This is a genomic window from Pseudomonas sp. B33.4, from assembly GCF_034555375.1.
Lineage (GTDB): Bacteria > Pseudomonadota > Gammaproteobacteria > Pseudomonadales > Pseudomonadaceae > Aquipseudomonas.
Genome location: NZ_CP140706.1, coordinates 4,413,826 through 4,428,727, shown reverse-complemented (window position 1 = coordinate 4,428,727; position 14,902 = coordinate 4,413,826). Strand labels below are relative to the sequence as shown.

General features: G+C 58.0%; 14 protein-coding genes. 7 read left to right on the top strand and 7 right to left on the bottom strand.

Annotated features, from left to right (window positions below):
* Positions 1-37: 37 nt before the first annotated feature.
* Positions 38-892: a LysR substrate-binding domain-containing protein gene (locus U6037_RS19385; protein ID WP_322844193.1), complete on the top strand. Its 855-nt coding sequence runs from the start codon at positions 38-40 to the stop codon at positions 890-892.
* 6 nt (positions 893-898) lie between these two features.
* On the opposite strand, the gene U6037_RS19380 is transcribed toward U6037_RS19385, so the two are convergent.
* Positions 899-1,369: a hypothetical protein gene (locus U6037_RS19380; protein WP_322844192.1), complete on the bottom strand. Its 471-nt coding sequence runs from the start codon at positions 1,367-1,369 to the stop codon at positions 899-901.
* 164 nt (positions 1,370-1,533) lie between these two features.
* On the opposite strand from U6037_RS19380, the gene U6037_RS19375 reads away from it, so the two are divergent.
* Positions 1,534-2,199 carry a ribonuclease T2 gene (locus tag U6037_RS19375; RefSeq protein ID WP_322844191.1) on the top strand — a complete coding sequence of 222 codons (666 nt, stop codon included), beginning with the start codon at positions 1,534-1,536 and terminating at the stop codon, positions 2,197-2,199.
* 281 nt (positions 2,200-2,480) lie between these two features.
* Here the strand turns inward: U6037_RS19375 and U6037_RS19370 are convergent, their stop codons facing one another.
* Together U6037_RS19370 and U6037_RS19365 are read right to left on the bottom strand one after the other, a co-directional pair.
* The gene (locus U6037_RS19370; protein WP_322844190.1) at positions 2,481-3,401 is read right to left on the bottom strand and encodes a hypothetical protein; all 921 of its coding nucleotides are present in this window, start codon (positions 3,399-3,401) and stop codon (positions 2,481-2,483) included.
* Positions 3,394-4,227, bottom strand: a complete 834-nt coding sequence (locus U6037_RS19365; protein ID WP_322847342.1) for a phosphodiester glycosidase family protein — start codon at positions 4,225-4,227, stop codon at positions 3,394-3,396. The genes U6037_RS19370 and U6037_RS19365 overlap by 8 nt, the downstream gene beginning before the upstream one ends.
* A gap of 468 nt (positions 4,228-4,695) precedes the next feature.
* Here U6037_RS19365 and U6037_RS19360 point away from each other — a divergent pair, with 468 nt between their 5' ends.
* Complete coding sequence (locus U6037_RS19360; RefSeq protein ID WP_322844189.1) at positions 4,696-4,902, top strand: hypothetical protein; 207 nt, start codon at positions 4,696-4,698, stop codon at positions 4,900-4,902.
* Between the two features lie 445 nt (positions 4,903-5,347).
* Positions 5,348-6,919, top strand: a complete 1,572-nt coding sequence (locus U6037_RS19355) for a diguanylate cyclase (RefSeq protein ID WP_322844188.1) — start codon at positions 5,348-5,350, stop codon at positions 6,917-6,919.
* A 191-nt stretch (positions 6,920-7,110) separates the two neighbouring features.
* Here U6037_RS19355 and U6037_RS19350 read toward each other — a convergent pair whose 3' ends face one another.
* The gene (locus U6037_RS19350; protein WP_242208561.1) at positions 7,111-7,434 is read right to left on the bottom strand and encodes a hypothetical protein; all 324 of its coding nucleotides are present in this window, start codon (positions 7,432-7,434) and stop codon (positions 7,111-7,113) included.
* A gap of 186 nt (positions 7,435-7,620) precedes the next feature.
* Between U6037_RS19350 and U6037_RS19345 the strand changes: the two genes are divergently transcribed.
* A complete protein-coding gene (locus U6037_RS19345; protein WP_242208560.1) occupies positions 7,621-8,061 on the top strand; it encodes a carboxymuconolactone decarboxylase family protein in 441 nt (146 codons plus the stop codon).
* A 138-nt stretch (positions 8,062-8,199) separates the two neighbouring features.
* On the opposite strand, the gene U6037_RS19340 is transcribed toward U6037_RS19345, so the two are convergent.
* The 3 genes from U6037_RS19340 to U6037_RS19330 form a co-directional block, all read right to left on the bottom strand.
* Positions 8,200-9,792 (bottom strand): DHA2 family efflux MFS transporter permease subunit, encoded by a 1,593-nt coding sequence (locus U6037_RS19340; RefSeq protein ID WP_322844187.1) that lies wholly within the window; start codon positions 9,790-9,792, stop codon positions 8,200-8,202.
* Positions 9,789-10,898, bottom strand: coding sequence for an HlyD family secretion protein (locus tag U6037_RS19335; protein WP_322844186.1), 1,110 nt, complete (start codon positions 10,896-10,898; stop codon positions 9,789-9,791). Before U6037_RS19335 ends, U6037_RS19340 begins: the two co-directional genes overlap by 4 nt.
* Positions 10,899-10,994: 96 nt before the next feature.
* Positions 10,995-11,759 carry a helix-turn-helix transcriptional regulator gene (locus tag U6037_RS19330; RefSeq protein ID WP_322844185.1) on the bottom strand — a complete coding sequence of 255 codons (765 nt, stop codon included), beginning with the start codon at positions 11,757-11,759 and terminating at the stop codon, positions 10,995-10,997.
* Between the two features lie 98 nt (positions 11,760-11,857).
* Between U6037_RS19330 and U6037_RS19325 the strand changes: the two genes are divergently transcribed.
* Positions 11,858-12,991 carry an MFS transporter gene (locus U6037_RS19325; RefSeq protein WP_322844184.1) on the top strand — a complete coding sequence of 378 codons (1,134 nt, stop codon included), beginning with the start codon at positions 11,858-11,860 and terminating at the stop codon, positions 12,989-12,991.
* A 108-nt stretch (positions 12,992-13,099) separates the two neighbouring features.
* The gene (locus U6037_RS19320) at positions 13,100-14,827 is read left to right on the top strand and encodes a ShlB/FhaC/HecB family hemolysin secretion/activation protein (protein ID WP_322844183.1); all 1,728 of its coding nucleotides are present in this window, start codon (positions 13,100-13,102) and stop codon (positions 14,825-14,827) included.
* Positions 14,828-14,902 lie beyond the last annotated feature (75 nt).

The window sequence follows — 14,902 nt, the reverse complement described above, 5'->3', positions numbered from 1 at the left end:
ATCGTGAATAAATCGGTCACTGATCACGAATCTAACTATGTTTGACGCCCTGTTGCTCAAGACATTTGTCACCGTTGTCGACGAGGACGGCTTCAGCCGTGCCGCAGAAAAACTGCATCTGACGCAATCGGCGGTCAGTGGGCATCTGCGCCGGCTCGAAGATCAGGTGGGAAAACCGTTGCTCAAGCGCACCACCCGCTCTCAGCAACTCACCGCCGATGGCGAGCGTTTGCTGGCGTATGCGCGAACGATTCTGGCGTTGAACCGCGATGCCTGGGCGCAGCTCACGCGCACGCCGTTTCAGGGGCGGGTGCGAATTGGCGTTTCCGAGGATTTTGTCGAGGCGCGGTTGTTGCGCGTGTTGCAGGATTGCGCGGCGCAGCATCCGGGGATGGAGATCGATGTGCAGGTGAACATTCCCGGGACGTTGCTGGGCCAGATGCAGCAGGGCGACCTGGAGATGGTCATCGGTTCGCTGTGTGAAACCGCTGAGTCGGGGCGTTTACTCTGGCAGGAGCCGCTGGTGTGGGCGTGGGCTGCGCAACCTGTCACGCAATTGCCGACGCCATTGCCGCTGGCGCTGTTTCCCGAACCTTGTCCTTATCGCGAGGCGGCGCTGACGCGATTGGCTCAGGCGGGCATTTCCCAGCGTACGGCGATGCTGTGTTCGAGTACCGCCGGGTTGCGTGCGGCGGCATTGTCCGGATTTGCCGTGGCGCCGATGCCGGCATGTCAGTTGGGGCAGGGGATGGCCGCGCTGGGCGCGGAACAGGGCTTGCCGGACTTACCGGATGCGCAGTTCCGCTTGTTTGTCGCGCCTCACGCTGATCCGCAGATGATCGATGCGGTCTCGCAGGTGATCGTCGAATTTTGCTCGGCGCGGCGGCAATGATGGTCTCTATAGACCGAGGCCTTCCTGCACCGCGAGCAAAAGATTGTTTTCAGTCAGCGCGATGGCATCCAGCTGCTGGCCTGTTTCAATCGACTGCATCCACCAATGGCTTTCACCGTGCTCATCCACGGTACGCAGCAAATAGGTGTCCGTGGCTGACGGGCTGATCTGCACGCGCCCGGCGCCATCCTCGGTAAACCGCGCAATGGGATCAAATGTCAGGCTTTGATGATTGGCCTCGATCACCAGTTGATCAATCGCATAGTCATGCGCTTCACCATCCGGTGAAGTTTCGCAAACATGCGTAGGATTTCGCCGAATCTTCAGTCCTACTTCGGTGACGGGCTGCAACCACGCCTCAATGCGGTGGTACAAGTCGTACACCTGAGCTGGCCAGCAATCGATCTCCAGCGCGGCATCGGCATGGGTGTGCCGGGTTTGCTTGAGTTTGGCGGCGAGTTCGTCTGCTTTACTCATTTCGGATCCCTTGGTTTGGTGTCTGCCTGTTAATCGTAGACCTTACAACGGTGTACGGCTTTGCCTTGCGTCATGCGCTTGCAACACAAGCGTGGCGAAATCAGCGCTGGCCAAGTCGGTCAGGATCGAAAACCATGGACGCAGGCGTCCCAAGGAGTGGGTACATGAAAAAGCTGTTTACAATTTTGGCGGTGATTGCGCTGACGGTCGGTAGCATCGGCCTGAGTTCGGCGCGGCAATCACAGTCGAGCAAGGCCCAGGCGGAATCGGTGGCGGGGGTGTTCGATTACTACCTGCTGGCGTTGTCCTGGTCGCCGACCTTTTGTCTGACCCACAAAGATGACTCGCAGTGCACGGGCAAGGGCTACGGCTTCGTGCTGCACGGGTTGTGGCCGCAATACGCCAAGGGTGGCTGGCCGGAATCCTGCCCACCACTGACCACGCTGAACGCGGCGCAAACCAGCCAGGGTCTGACGCTGTTCCCGACCAAAAAACTGCTCGACCACGAATGGGCCAAGCACGGCACCTGCAGCGGCCTCGGCGCGATGGGCTATCTCGATGAAGCGGACAAAGCCGTGGCGGCGGTGAAAATCCCGGACGAACTGCAACCGTTCAGCAGTTCCTATTACTTCGAAGCCCAGGAAATCGCCGACCTGTTCCGCAAGGCCAACCCGGGGATTCCGGCCGATGGCATCGCGGTCATTTGCAGTGGCCCGGAACTGTCGGAAGTGCGCGTGTGCATGGGCAAGGATTTGCAGTTCGGCGCCTGTGGCAAGGGCGTGAAAACCCAGTGCCGGGCGGGAGATGTTCGCGTGCCGCCGTCGCGCTAAGCTGAGCGGTTTCCACGTATAAAAAGGCGCCCGATCGGGGCGCCTTTTTTGCATTTGCATTTAAACAAGATTGGTCATGCTAGCGCGCAATTGTAATACGACACGGCAGTAAGGAGCATTTCCATGAGCGAAAATCTACCACGTGAGTGACCTATCCCATGCGAAGGGTATATTGCCAAACCTACTTCTGCCTCTGACTAATATGTGAGTTCGACAGTTTGATGGCCGTCGAGCGAGCTGTATGCTGAACTGTTGGTGCAGCTTCCGAGCACTATCTAAAGCTACTCTTGTTTGTCGAACGGTGACGCGGCATAAAAACTTGCGGTCTGTAAGACCTTCCAATGATCATATTTTGTCGGAGATTTGCAATCCACTCCCTCCATACCTACTGTGTCATAGATAATCTTAGCTCTGCGAAGATGGTAGGCACATCCTGTGACTTCAATATAGTCCCCGTTTGCACCTTGGATCTCAAAATAGCCAGCGACGCGTATTGTTTCCGATTTTTCTCGTCCAGGTACGCTAAATTGTACTCGGAATGTTTTGCCATCTTTGAAGCCTGTAATTTCTCCAGCCTGCCACTTGCCACCTGGGATTTCATAGTTGCCATAGATTTTATTGTCCGTGCCCTGACGAAGTGTCATTGTGCCTGTTACTCCGCCGACTACAATATTCCATTTTCCTGAAAGATTAACTCTTCCCGTATCGCTTCTATCGAAGTGAGGATGTATAACTAGCTCTGGTGGTATAATTTCGAGAACAAGTTCATTGGACCTGATTTCAAGGCTGCCTGAAACGTAAGTCGCGCTGATAGTTAAACGGCCGGGCGGCATCCTTATAACCTTTATTTCTGGGACGTCAACGGGAGTTGTCCCGGAGATTGCATCCAGCTTTACACTGATTTTAGGTTTGACGGTAACGTACTCATGATTAACGATCAGGGAAAATACGCCCGGAGCGAGATTCTGGTAGCCGACGGAGTTGACGCGGGCCTCGAGATCTATTTTTTTGTTAATTTCTACTCGAGGATTGCCAGCAGAAATTACTACCTCAGCGTTTTGCAGGTTTAGAGCTGATTTTATCTCGTCGCTAAATGTTGCTCCTACCCAGGCGCAAAAGGCACCGATGCCGCTGAGCAGAAGAAGTATTCCTCCCTTCCATTGTCGAAAATAATTAAAAAATTGTCTGTATGATTTATTCATTTATAAATTGCTGCCCCGTCACAGTATTGAAACGAAGCGCGTTAGGAAAGTATGAAAGTCCTGTGTCTCCAAAGTTGAGGTCTAATTTTGGGATATGTATTTGTGCGCCAGCGCCTCCATCCATTGCGAGTGCTCTCAGTATTTTCAAGTCTCGCTTTTCAGCAATAATTCTATAAATGTAAGAGAATTGAACCTGAGTGGCGGCTTGGCCGAAGTTCTGGAACAGCCCAACAATTAGGATGTCCCCGCCAACCGAAAGCCCTACAGCAACTCGGTTGAATTCTGCGTCACGCAAATTTTTACCTACGTCTACATTTCCATTTTGTATGATTATGGGTTTCGATTGTAAAGCGTACTTCCAACGACCACCTTGATTTTTACTAGTCGCTGGAAAGATACGAAGTGTCCCAGTGCCATTCGACGCAAAAACTCCGCCATGGGACCAAGGCATTAGCGCAACCTTTCTTTCCCCATTAACTCGGGTCAAACCTATTGGCTCTTCTTCTCCCTTAGAGTTGTAGCCGAAAAAACCACCCCCGATTATTGCGACAGTGTCTTTTGTTTCCAGACCTCGGTATGCATCAACGGCTACCCCCTTAGCTCGTAAATCGTGGACCGTCACAACTGCAGACTCAGCCGGAATGTACACCTCGATCAGTTGATACTCGCCAAATCGATGAGTACGAACCTGAGTTCCTTTATCAAGCTCAAACGATTCAGTAGCATGCGGCTTTGAGTATTCTGAAAGTGCAGTTGCCGCCTGAGCAACCTGAGCGATGGGAGAAGAAATCAATACCCAAACACAGAGCCTGGCTTGAAACGACATCCTTTTCAAAAGCGCTTTCCTAGTGACTGATGGTCAAAATGACATCATACCATCATCGGGAAACCCGGTGGCCTATGATCAAGCTTCAATGGAAGACTGCGGAGTCTTGGCACGTTAGTGAGATTTGCGAGCAGACCGAATTGACAGCAGCAGATAAGCCATACACGAGGACCATTCACTCTAAAAGAGCTCTATCAGCCGCCATCGCCTATTCTGGCTAAAAAATGATCATCTCTCGCGAGATGTCAGTGAATACAAATGTACTCACCCGTAGATCGAGGAGACGATCCGCAAATCTTGCCTACTAACTATATCCGTCAAAGGATTTTCCTTTGAACAAGTTCCTCCTTTTTTCACTTTTAGCTATTTGCTCTGGTTGTGCGAAGGACCCCGTGAAGCCTCCGCAAACTTGAGTTTTGAGTCTGTTGAAAGGCAAAAGTCTTTGCTATATATCATCGGGATGTTGATGTGCTGGATCTTTTTGATCGCGATGAACGAGTCGGTATGATTTCAGGCACGCTTCATTGTGCCTTGGCGGATGATCATGATTTTTCCGTGGGCAAAGCCATTCAGTTTTTTGTATTCGGCTTGATAAGGTCGGAAGAAAATGAAGGCAACGAGGCGAAATTCTCCTATCTCACTCGTGCATTCCTAGGTGAAACCTCAAATGACTGAAGTCCAGATCTGTCAGTAATAGAACTGAACCAGCTCCTCTCCAACAAGCAACAAATCCCCTGCAAAGTCGTCGTCACTGCCTACGGCTACAAACCTTACTACTCAAACACAATTAACATTCCCATCGCGGACCTCCTACGTGAAATCAACAAACTGCAGTAACAGATGCGGGGTACTCCGCACCTTTTGACCCACATTATCCGGTGATTCACAGAGTGCGCGGGCACACCTGCACAGTGCGATGCGGCGCCTGGCCCTTCACAACTGACTAACCGTAAAGGAGCAATCGAAAATAAATCGTCGAACAGCGATCATCCAATCTCGTTGCGCGCCGATATAACTGGGCGGGACCGGGGCGTTTGCCCCGTACATCCCGGTGGGCTACGCTCACAAACATAAGGGTTTACCCGCTGGCGCCCTTGCCGTACCTGCCCAGGACTTGCTTTTGCCTATCCCCATTCACGATCCGCATCAGGCCCCCGGAGGCACCCTTAAACGCCTGCCGCTGCGCAAAGCGGCGGTGCTGTTTATCGTTGCGGTGGGGTTGTGCCTGTCCGGTTTGCTGTACCTGCAACTGGAGCAGTCGCGGCGCCAGGATCTGGCGGTGGCGAAAGTGGCGTCGAGCAACTTGACCCGGGCCATGGCGCAGCAGGCAGAGGACACGTTTCTGGCCGCCGATCTGGTGATGACCAGCCTGGTCGACTGGATTCAGGAGGACGGTTACGGCGCCGCGCAGAAACCACGCTTGCAGAGAACCTTTGCCCGTCGGGTGCAGCAACTCGATCAGTTGCACGGCATGTTTCTCTTCGACACGCAGGGTCAGTGGGTGATTACCTCGTTCGCCGATCTGCCCCGTGGCAACGGCGTGGCGGACCGCGAGTACTTCAAATTCCACCAGCAGAACGTCTCGACACTGGCGCATATCGGCCCGGCGATTCGCAGCCGCGAGAACGGTGAGTGGATCATCCCGATTTCCAAGCGCGTCAATGATCACGCCGGCAATTTTCAGGGGGTGTTGCTGGCCGGGATCAAGATGTCGTACTTCGACCGCTTCTTCGAAAGCTTCAGCCTCGATGATAAAGGCATCATGTTTCTCGGGCTGAGCGACGGCACTTTGCTCGCCCGTCGGCCGTTTGATGAAAACCTGATCGGCACTTCGCTGGCGCAAGGGCGGATTTATCGCACGTTGCTGCCCGAGGCCGCTGCCGGCACGGCGATGATCGATTCGGTGGTCGATGGCGTGGTGCGTTTATACGGTTATCGACGCTTGTCGGCATACCCGTTGGTGGTGTCGGCGGCGACCTCGCGCGACACGATTCTCGAGGGTTGGTACGCACGCGCATTCCAGTCGAGTGTGATTGTCGCGCTGGTGATTCTCGGTGTCGGCCTGTTTGGCTGGGTGTTCATTCATCAAGTGCGCGACGGCGAACGCATCGAGAAGAACTTGCGCAAGGCCCAGCGCGCACTGGAGCAGATTGCGACTCACGACAGCCTGACCGGGTTGGCCAATCGCCGCTTGTTTGAACGATCGCTGGAAATCGAATTCGCACGCGGCGCGCGGCAGGTCAGCCCGGTCAGCCTGATCATGCTCGATATCGATTTTTTCAAGCGCTACAACGATGCTTATGGGCATGTGGCGGGAGACCATTGTCTGACTCAGGTCGCTCAGGTGCTGCGGGCGTGCTGTCAGCGCAAGGCTGATCTGGCGGTGCGCTACGGTGGCGAGGAATTTGCGGTGCTGCTGCCGGACACCGATATCAATGGAGCGCTGGCGATCGCCGGGCAGATTCGCCGCAGCGTGATCGATAAACACATCATCCATAGCGGCTCGCCGACCGGCTATCTGACGGTAAGTCTGGGCTGCTATTCGTTTATCCCGAGCGGCAATGACAGTCTGGAAGTGTTTATCCAGCGTGCCGATGCGGCGCTGTATCAGGCGAAAAATGCAGGACGCAATCGTGCGGCGGTGTTGTCGCTGGACAGCGGTCTGGCCGAGTTGATGCGCTCTGACCGTTGATCTGCATACCTACATAAAAACCTGTGGGAGCTGGCTTGCCAGCGATGGCGGTCGGTCAGTCAAGGAAGAGGTCGACTGTGCTGACGCTATCGCTGGCAAGCCAGCTCCCACAGGGAATTTCATTGAGCCAGGATTAGGTGAAGCCCCCTGGAAACCAAGGGTGTGTTTCACCACGGATGGCTCTTGTTCGTTCAGCCGCCAGTGCCACCGCCCGCACCGCCAGTGCCGCCGCCGGCCGATCCGGTGCCTCCACCAGCCCCCGAACCCGAACCGCTGGCACCACCGTTGGTGCCAGTGCCGCTGTCCATGCCAGTGCCGGAGTTGGCACCGGAACCACTGCTGGAGCTACCGCCAGAAGGTGCGCCCGGGGTGTTGTCCGGTGGCATGGTCGAGCTGCTCGGGCCTCCAGATTTGGTGCCAGTGGCGTCAGCGCCGTCGTTGGCGGCGAAGCTGGCGGCCGATGCCGTGGCCAGCAGGCCGGCGAGCAATAACGAGGTGAGTTTGCGCGTGATCATGATCCGTCTCCAGAAAGGGCATGTACCTGATATTGGTCTGACGCGCAGAACCCTTGGTGCCCAGTGGCTGACGAGCGGTCAGCGAGGAAGCCGAGTGGCCTCCTGATCTTCTGGAATATTGGCTATTTGCCGAACCGGGTGCGAGGACTAACGTAGCCACACATTCACTTGCTGCCCGGAGCCACCATGAAACCTCGTACCGATTTCTACACCGCATCCCCAGACGCACTGAAAGCGATGATCGCCCTGGAAACCGCGGTGTCCAAGTTGCCGCTGGAAAAGACCCTGATCGAACTGGTCAAGCTGCGCGCCTCGCAAATCAACGGCTGCGCCTTTTGCATCGACATGCACACCGCCGATGCGATCAAGGGTGGTGAAACCCCGCGTCGCCTGTTCGCCGTCACCGCATGGCGTGAAGCGCCGTTCTTCAGCGACCGCGAACGCGCTGCGCTGCTGTGGACTGAATCGCTGACCCAACTGAGCCTGACCCATGCGCCGGATGAAGATTACGACGTGGTCGCGGCCCAGTTCTCGCCCAAGGAAATGGTCGACCTGACCGTGGCGATCAGCACCATCAACAGCTGGAACCGTCTGGCCGTAGGTTTCCGCAAAACCCCGCAAGCTTAAGCCTCAACGCATTTCCCCTGTGGGAGCGAGCCTGCTCGCGAAAGCGGAGTGTCAGATAACAACCATGGTGACTGACACGACCCCTTCGCGAGCAGGCTCGCTCCCACAAGGGAAATGGGCATTGCCAGAAAATAGTGATCAATGCCCATCCGCACTCGGCGCCGTCGGTGGTTGCACCTTGCGCATCAAGGGCACCATCGCGGTGGCGATGACGAAGCACACGCCGATCATCAGAAAGGTGTCGCCGTAGGTCTGCGTCTGCGCCTCGCGGTAGGTCAGCAACCACAACTGGCGCAAGCTGGCGGTGACCCCGACGTCGCCGCTCTGGCCCAGATTCGCCAGGTTGCCGCCGACCTGCGACAGCCACTGATTCATCGCTTCATTGCTGCTGTTCAGATGCTCCGCCAACCGGGTGAAATGCAGGTTGGTGCGGTCATTGAGAATGGTCGCGCAGGCCGCAATACCAATCGCCCCGCCCAGATTGCGCATCAGGTTGAACAGACCCGAAGCGTGCTTGAGGCGTGCCGGTGCCAACCCACCCAAGGTCAACGTCACCGCTGGCGGCACCGCCAGTTGCTGGGCAATTCCGCGCAACGCTTGCGGCAACATCAATTGCCCCGCGCTCCAGTCGTGAGTGATCGGGCTGAACTCCCACATCGACACCGCGAACAGGCCCAGACCGACCATCATGATCCAGCGCAGATCGACGCGATTGGCGAGAAAGGCATACAGCGGAATCGCCATGATCTGGAACACACCCGTGGAGAAAACCGCCAGACCAATGTCCAGCGCGCTGTAGCCACGTACCCGGCCGAGAAACAGTGGCGTCAGGTAAATCGTCGCGAACAGGCCGATGCCGGTGACGAACGAGAAGAAGCAGCCGAGGGCGAAGTTGCGATCCTTCAAGGCGCGCAGATCGACGATCGGATTGGCCACGTGCAAGGTGCGGCCAATGAAGGCCAATCCGGCGAGGCCGCTGATCCACGCCGTGGTGAGGATGGTTTGGTCGCTGAACCAGTTCCAGCGCGGGCCTTCTTCGAGGGTGTATTCCAGGCAGCCAAGAAACAGCGCGAGAAAGACCATGCTCAGATAGTCCGCGCCCTTGAGCAGCGACAATTCCGGCTGGTCGATCTTCACCAGCATCGGCACTGCCACGGCAACGAAAATCCCCGGCACCAGATTGATGTAGAACAGCCAGTGCCACGAAGAAATGTCGGTAATCCAGCCGCCGATCACCGGCCCCATTGTCGGTGCCAATGACGCGACCGCGCCGATGGTCGCGGCGGCGATCACCCGTTGTTTGCCGGTGAAGAAAAAGAACGCCGTGGTGAACACCAGCGGGATCATCGAACCACCGAGAAAACCTTGCAGCGCCCGAAAGGCAATCATGCTCTGGATGTTCCAGGCCACGCCGCAGAGCAGACTGGCGAGGGTGAAACCGACCGCCGAGGCGCAGAACAGCCAGCGTGTCGAAAACACTCGCGACAGCCAGCCCGACAATGGAATCACGATGATTTCGGCGATCAGGTAACTGGTCTGCACCCACGCGGTTTCGTCGGTGCCGGCGGACAGTCCACCGCCGATATCACGCAGCGACGCCGAGACAATCTGGATATCCAGCAGCGCGATGAACATGCCGATGCACATGGTCGCGAAGGCGAACACCTTGGTCGCGGTCGCCATGTCCGCCGCGTTGAATGGCTGTGCAGGGGCGGCGAGGGCGGTGCTCATGGCGCGACGGCCACAGCGCTGGTTTCAGGTTGCGTGCGGGTGTCGACTTCCGCCGTTACCGACAGACCCGGACGCAAGTGGCCGAGCACGCCGTCCGCCGGGTCGAGGAGGATGCGCACCGGCACACGCTGGACGATTTTGGTGAAGTTACCGGTAGCGTTTTCCGGCGGCAGCACACTGAATTGCGAGCCGGTCGCCGGGGCAAGGCTGTCGAGGCGGCCGTGGAATTCCTGGCCGGAAAGCACGTCGGCACGAATGCTCACGCGTTGGCCGGGTTTCATCCGTGCCAATTGGTCTTCCTTGAAATTGGCATCGACCCACAAGCCGCTCGCCGGCACTACGGACAATTGTTGGGAACCGGCCTGGGCGTAGGCGCCGACCCGCGCGCGGCGGTTGCCGATCACGCCATCCACCGGCGCGCGCAATTCGGTGTAGCCGAGGTTCAACTGCGCCAGATCACGTTCGGCGCGGGCTTGCTGGAGCGCGGCGCGGGCCTGTTGTTTTTGTGTATCGATCACGGCGAGTTGGCGTTGTGCGGCGAGCAGTTCGGCTTGGGCGCGGGCGCTCAAGGCTTGCGCGGTTTTGAAGGTGGCATCGGCGCGTTGCGCACTTTCGACCGACACGGCATTGGTCGTCACCAGGCGTTTGTAGCGCGCGTTGTCATCTCGCGAACGCGCGGTTTCTGCGCCGGCGGCATCGATGCCGGCGCGGGCCTGACCGATCACCGCTTGTTGCAGCTGTTCGGTGGCGTCGAGGTTTGCCAGCAGCGCTTCTTCGGCAGCAACGGCGCCTTCAGCTTTGGCCAGGTTGGCGCGATAGTCGCGGGCGTCGAGGCGGATCAGCACGTCGCCGGCCTTGACGTGCTGGTTGTCGCTGACCAGCACTTCGTCGATGTAACCGGCGACTTTCGGCCCGATCACCGTGACGTCGCCACCGATGTAGGCATCGTCGGTTTCTTCAAGAAATCGCCCGGCGCCCCACCAATGTACGGCGTAGACCCCGGCGAAGATCAGCGCGAGCAATACTGCGCCAGGAAGCAGCAAGCGTTTAAGCAGGGGCGGCTTGGTCTTCACCACAACAGGTTCGAGGGTGGGCATGCTGGTCATGGCGGGTTACCTGCGTAAACGGGTCGTTATTACGGCTGTAATATGACGTAGGTAATATTTAGTCGCAAATGATTTCTGACGCCGATCGTCAGTTGCTCACTTGAGCCAGTGGCCTGGTGTGCGGCCGGTCATGGATTTGAAGAAGGCGATGAAGGCGCTGTCGCTGGCAAAACCCAGTTCAAAGGTGCAATAGCTGATGTTGCGCCCAGTGGCGAGCAATTCCATGGCGCGCATCAGACGCCACTGCTGGCGCCATTGCTGATAACTCATGCCGGTTTCGCGCTGGAAGATCCGCCCGATGGTACGGTTGCTGGCGCCGATCTGCTGTTCCAGCACTTGCAGTTCCGGAGGCAGTTGTTCGGGCGTTTTCAGCAACGACGTCAAACGCTTGTCCCGAGGTAACGGCAACAGCATTGGTTGCTGCGCCGCTTCGGCGATTTCGCTCAGACAAAGGCTAAGCAGGTGGACGAATTTGCCCTGCTGCCAATCGGTGGCGAAATCGGCCCGCGCCATCGGTTCCAGCACCGCACGCAACAACGGGCTGACCTCAATCACGCAGACCTGCTGCGGCAGTTCGGCGCACAGTTCGGCGGTCAGGTAGATCGAACGGTAATCGACACTCTGCTGCATCACCGCTCGATGGCTGATCCCCGGCGGAATCCACGCCGCCCGCGACGGCGGTAGCAGACACAGTTGCTGCGCGAGGGTAATCCGTGTGCAGCCTCGTCGCGTGTACAGCAGCTGCCCGCGTTGATGACGGTGCAGACCGGAGTCGTGATCGCCCAAGGTCGAGGCGATACCAATCACTGGTGCGGGAAAGCGATCAGCGTCAAATGTTGTGTGGGCGTCGAGCCAAGCCATGGGTTGTCCGATTTCAGCGATTAGTTGGCAGGGTTCCGATAATACGTCACTCACCGATTCTTAAACTCCTCGGCGGCTTTTGCGAGGAGTGATGAAGAATGAACCATAGAAATTTCCTGTGGCTGGCGATTGCGTTGCTGATGTTTCCGCAGATCGCGCAAACCCTGTACAGCCCGGCGCTCGGTGATATCGGGCGTGTGTTCAACGTCGGCCCGCAAGCAGCGGTGCAGACGTTATCCGTGTATTTCCTCTCGTTTGCCGTCGGGGTGGTGGTGTGGGGACGCTTGTGTGATCGCATCGGTCGACGCCCGACGATGCTCGCCGGTCTGGCGATCTACGCCGCTGCCACGCTGTTTGGCCTGCGGGTCAGCAGTTTCAACGGCTTGTTACTGGCGCAGATGCTGGCGGCTTTCGGTGCGGCAGTGGGCTCGGTGGTCACGCAGACCGTGTTGCGCGACCGCTTCAAAGGCACAGAACTGGCGCAGGTGTTTTCCCTGGTGGGTATCGCGCTGGCGGCCAGCCCGGCGATCGGCCTGTTCACTGGCGCCAGTCTGGTTCAGGTCTTCGGTTATCGCGGTGTGCTTGCTGCGTTGCTGTTGCTGGCAACGCTGTTATGGCTATGCAGTTGGTACATCCTGGCGGAAACCCGGACAGTGTCAACCGGACATGTCGGTTTGTTTGAAACCTTCGGGCGCATGCTGCGTGACCCGGGAATCTGGCGCTCGGCGCTGTGGATCGCTTCGTTCAATGTGGCGTTGTTCAGTTATTACAGCCTCGCGCCGTTCATATTTCAGCGGCTGGGGGTGGACGCCAGAGTGTTCGGTTACAGCGGCGTGATCCTCGCGTTGGGCTCAGGTTTTGGAGCATGCCTCAACCGGCGTTTATTGACAGCCGGGTTCAAGGCATTGCAGTTGGTTCGGCTTGCGGGTGGCATCGCATTGTTGGGCGGTATGGGCGTGTGGTCGCTGCAAGACAGTGTTGCGTTCGTCCTGCCAATGCTGTTGGTGGTGTTGGCGTTTGGCTTGGCGATCCCCAACGTACTCGGTTCGGCACTGGCCGATTACGCTGATCGGCTGGGCACCGCCGGGGCGTTATTGGGCTTGATGTATTACCTGCTGATTGGTGCAGCCCTGATGCTCGCGGGCTGGTTTCAAGCCCTCGGGGAAACCCTGATAACGTGCAGCGCCGTGGCCTTGCTACTGACAATAAAGCCAGGCAAAGCAATTGTTTAAGAAATGTAAGCGTTGTAGGAAGCGTCTTGCATTTGTGTAGGAGGGCTCCGACTATCACGATCATTGATGACATGGCATTACGCCATTTTATGATCGCAAGGATGTTGCGTGCCGTTTTCGTTTTGCGCTGTTTTTCGTCGTCGTTCCACGCGTTGCCCGCTGTTGTCGGCCTTTGTGTTGAGTGTCTGTGCCTCCTCGATCGAAGCTGCCGAACCTGTCGCGCCGGGCCAGGAAGTGCTGCGCCAGCAGCAACAGCAGCAACGCGATCTGCAACAGTTGCAACTTGAGCAGAGAAAACGGCAACTGCAGCGCGGCGCGTTCGGTCCGGTGCCGGTCACTCCGGCCATTCCGCCAACCGTCACCCCCGATGAACGTTGCTGGCCGTTGAGCGGCACGCGCATTGGCGGCGTCACGCTGATCGACAGCGACAAGCTCAATGCGCGGATCAAACCGCTGCTGGCGCCGTGCATGGGCGTCGGCCAGATCAATCATCTGCTGGCGACCATCACCGCGATCTACGTCGACAAGGGCTACATCGCCAGCCGGCCTTATCTGGTCAGCGCACCGGCAGCGGGGCAGTCGCTGGATATCGGTGTTGACGAAGGCTACATCGAGTCCATTGAACTGGCGGATCAGAGCTTGCCGGTTTCATTGGGCGGTGCTTTTCCGAACATGCTCGGCGAGCCGCTGAACCTGCGCGATCTGGAGCAGGGTCTGGACCAGTTGAATCGCCTGCGCTCGATCGATCTCACCGCCGACATCGCCCCCGGCAGCCAGCCCGGCGCCTCGCGAATCATCCTGCGTTCGCGCACATCGACGCATTCGCGCTGGGCGCTGAATGCGGGGATCGACAACCTCGGCAGCGCTAGCACCGGACGTGATCGCGACACCGTCAGCCTGAGCCTCGACAGCCCGCTGCAACTCAACGACCTGTTGAGCCTCAGCGCCAGCGACACGCTCAATCAGGGCGACCGCTACAGCCGCAACGCCAGCCTGTATTACGCAATCCCCTACGGCTACTGGACCTACAGCGTGTTCGCCAGCCACGCCGAATATCGCGCGCCGTTCAAACTGCCCAGCGTGACCTTTCACAGCACTGGCATCACCGACCAGGTCAGCCTGCGCGCCGACCGCGTGTTGTGGCGCGACCAGAGCCGGCAGCTCAGTGCCAACCTGCAACTGGCGCACAAGGATGTCGACAGCTATCTGCAAGACGTTCGCCTCGGCATTCAGAGCCCGACGCTAACGGTGGCCGAAGCCGGACTCAATCTGTTCTGGCTCGACCGCGCGGTGTGGAACCTCGACGTCAATTACGCCCAGGGCCTGCGGTGGTTTGGTGCCGATGACGATTCACAACAGCAGATCAATAATCTGCCCAAGGCGCAGTTCCGCAAGTACCGCGCCGGCCTTAGCCAATGGCGCAACGGTCAGTTCGGTGCGCAGACCTGGCAGTGGCAGAGCCAGCTCAATGTGCAGTACAGCCCGGACCCGTTGCCGGCGATCGAACAGTTGCTCGGCACCGACGATTCGGCGGTACGCGGCTACCGGGTCAGCAGTGCCTCCGGCGCCAGCGGCGCGATCTGGCGCAACACCTTGCGCCTGCCGCTGCGCAGCGAATGGCCGCTGCTGATCACCCCGCGTGTGGGCCTCGACCATGGCTGGATCAAAGCCGATCACGGCGCGCAGGGCCAACGCCTGAGTGGCGCCAGTGTCGGTGTGAATCTGGGCTGGAAGAACCTGCAAGTGGACGTCGATTACCAACGCGCTCTCAACATCCCGAACGGTCTGCAACATGAGCCGGAAACATGGCTGATGCGAGTCGGCCTGCAAATCTGAACAACGCAGTGAACCAACAGCCGTCGGATCTGAGCGCGTCAGCCACGGCCAAGACTAAACGCGCAACGTGATGCC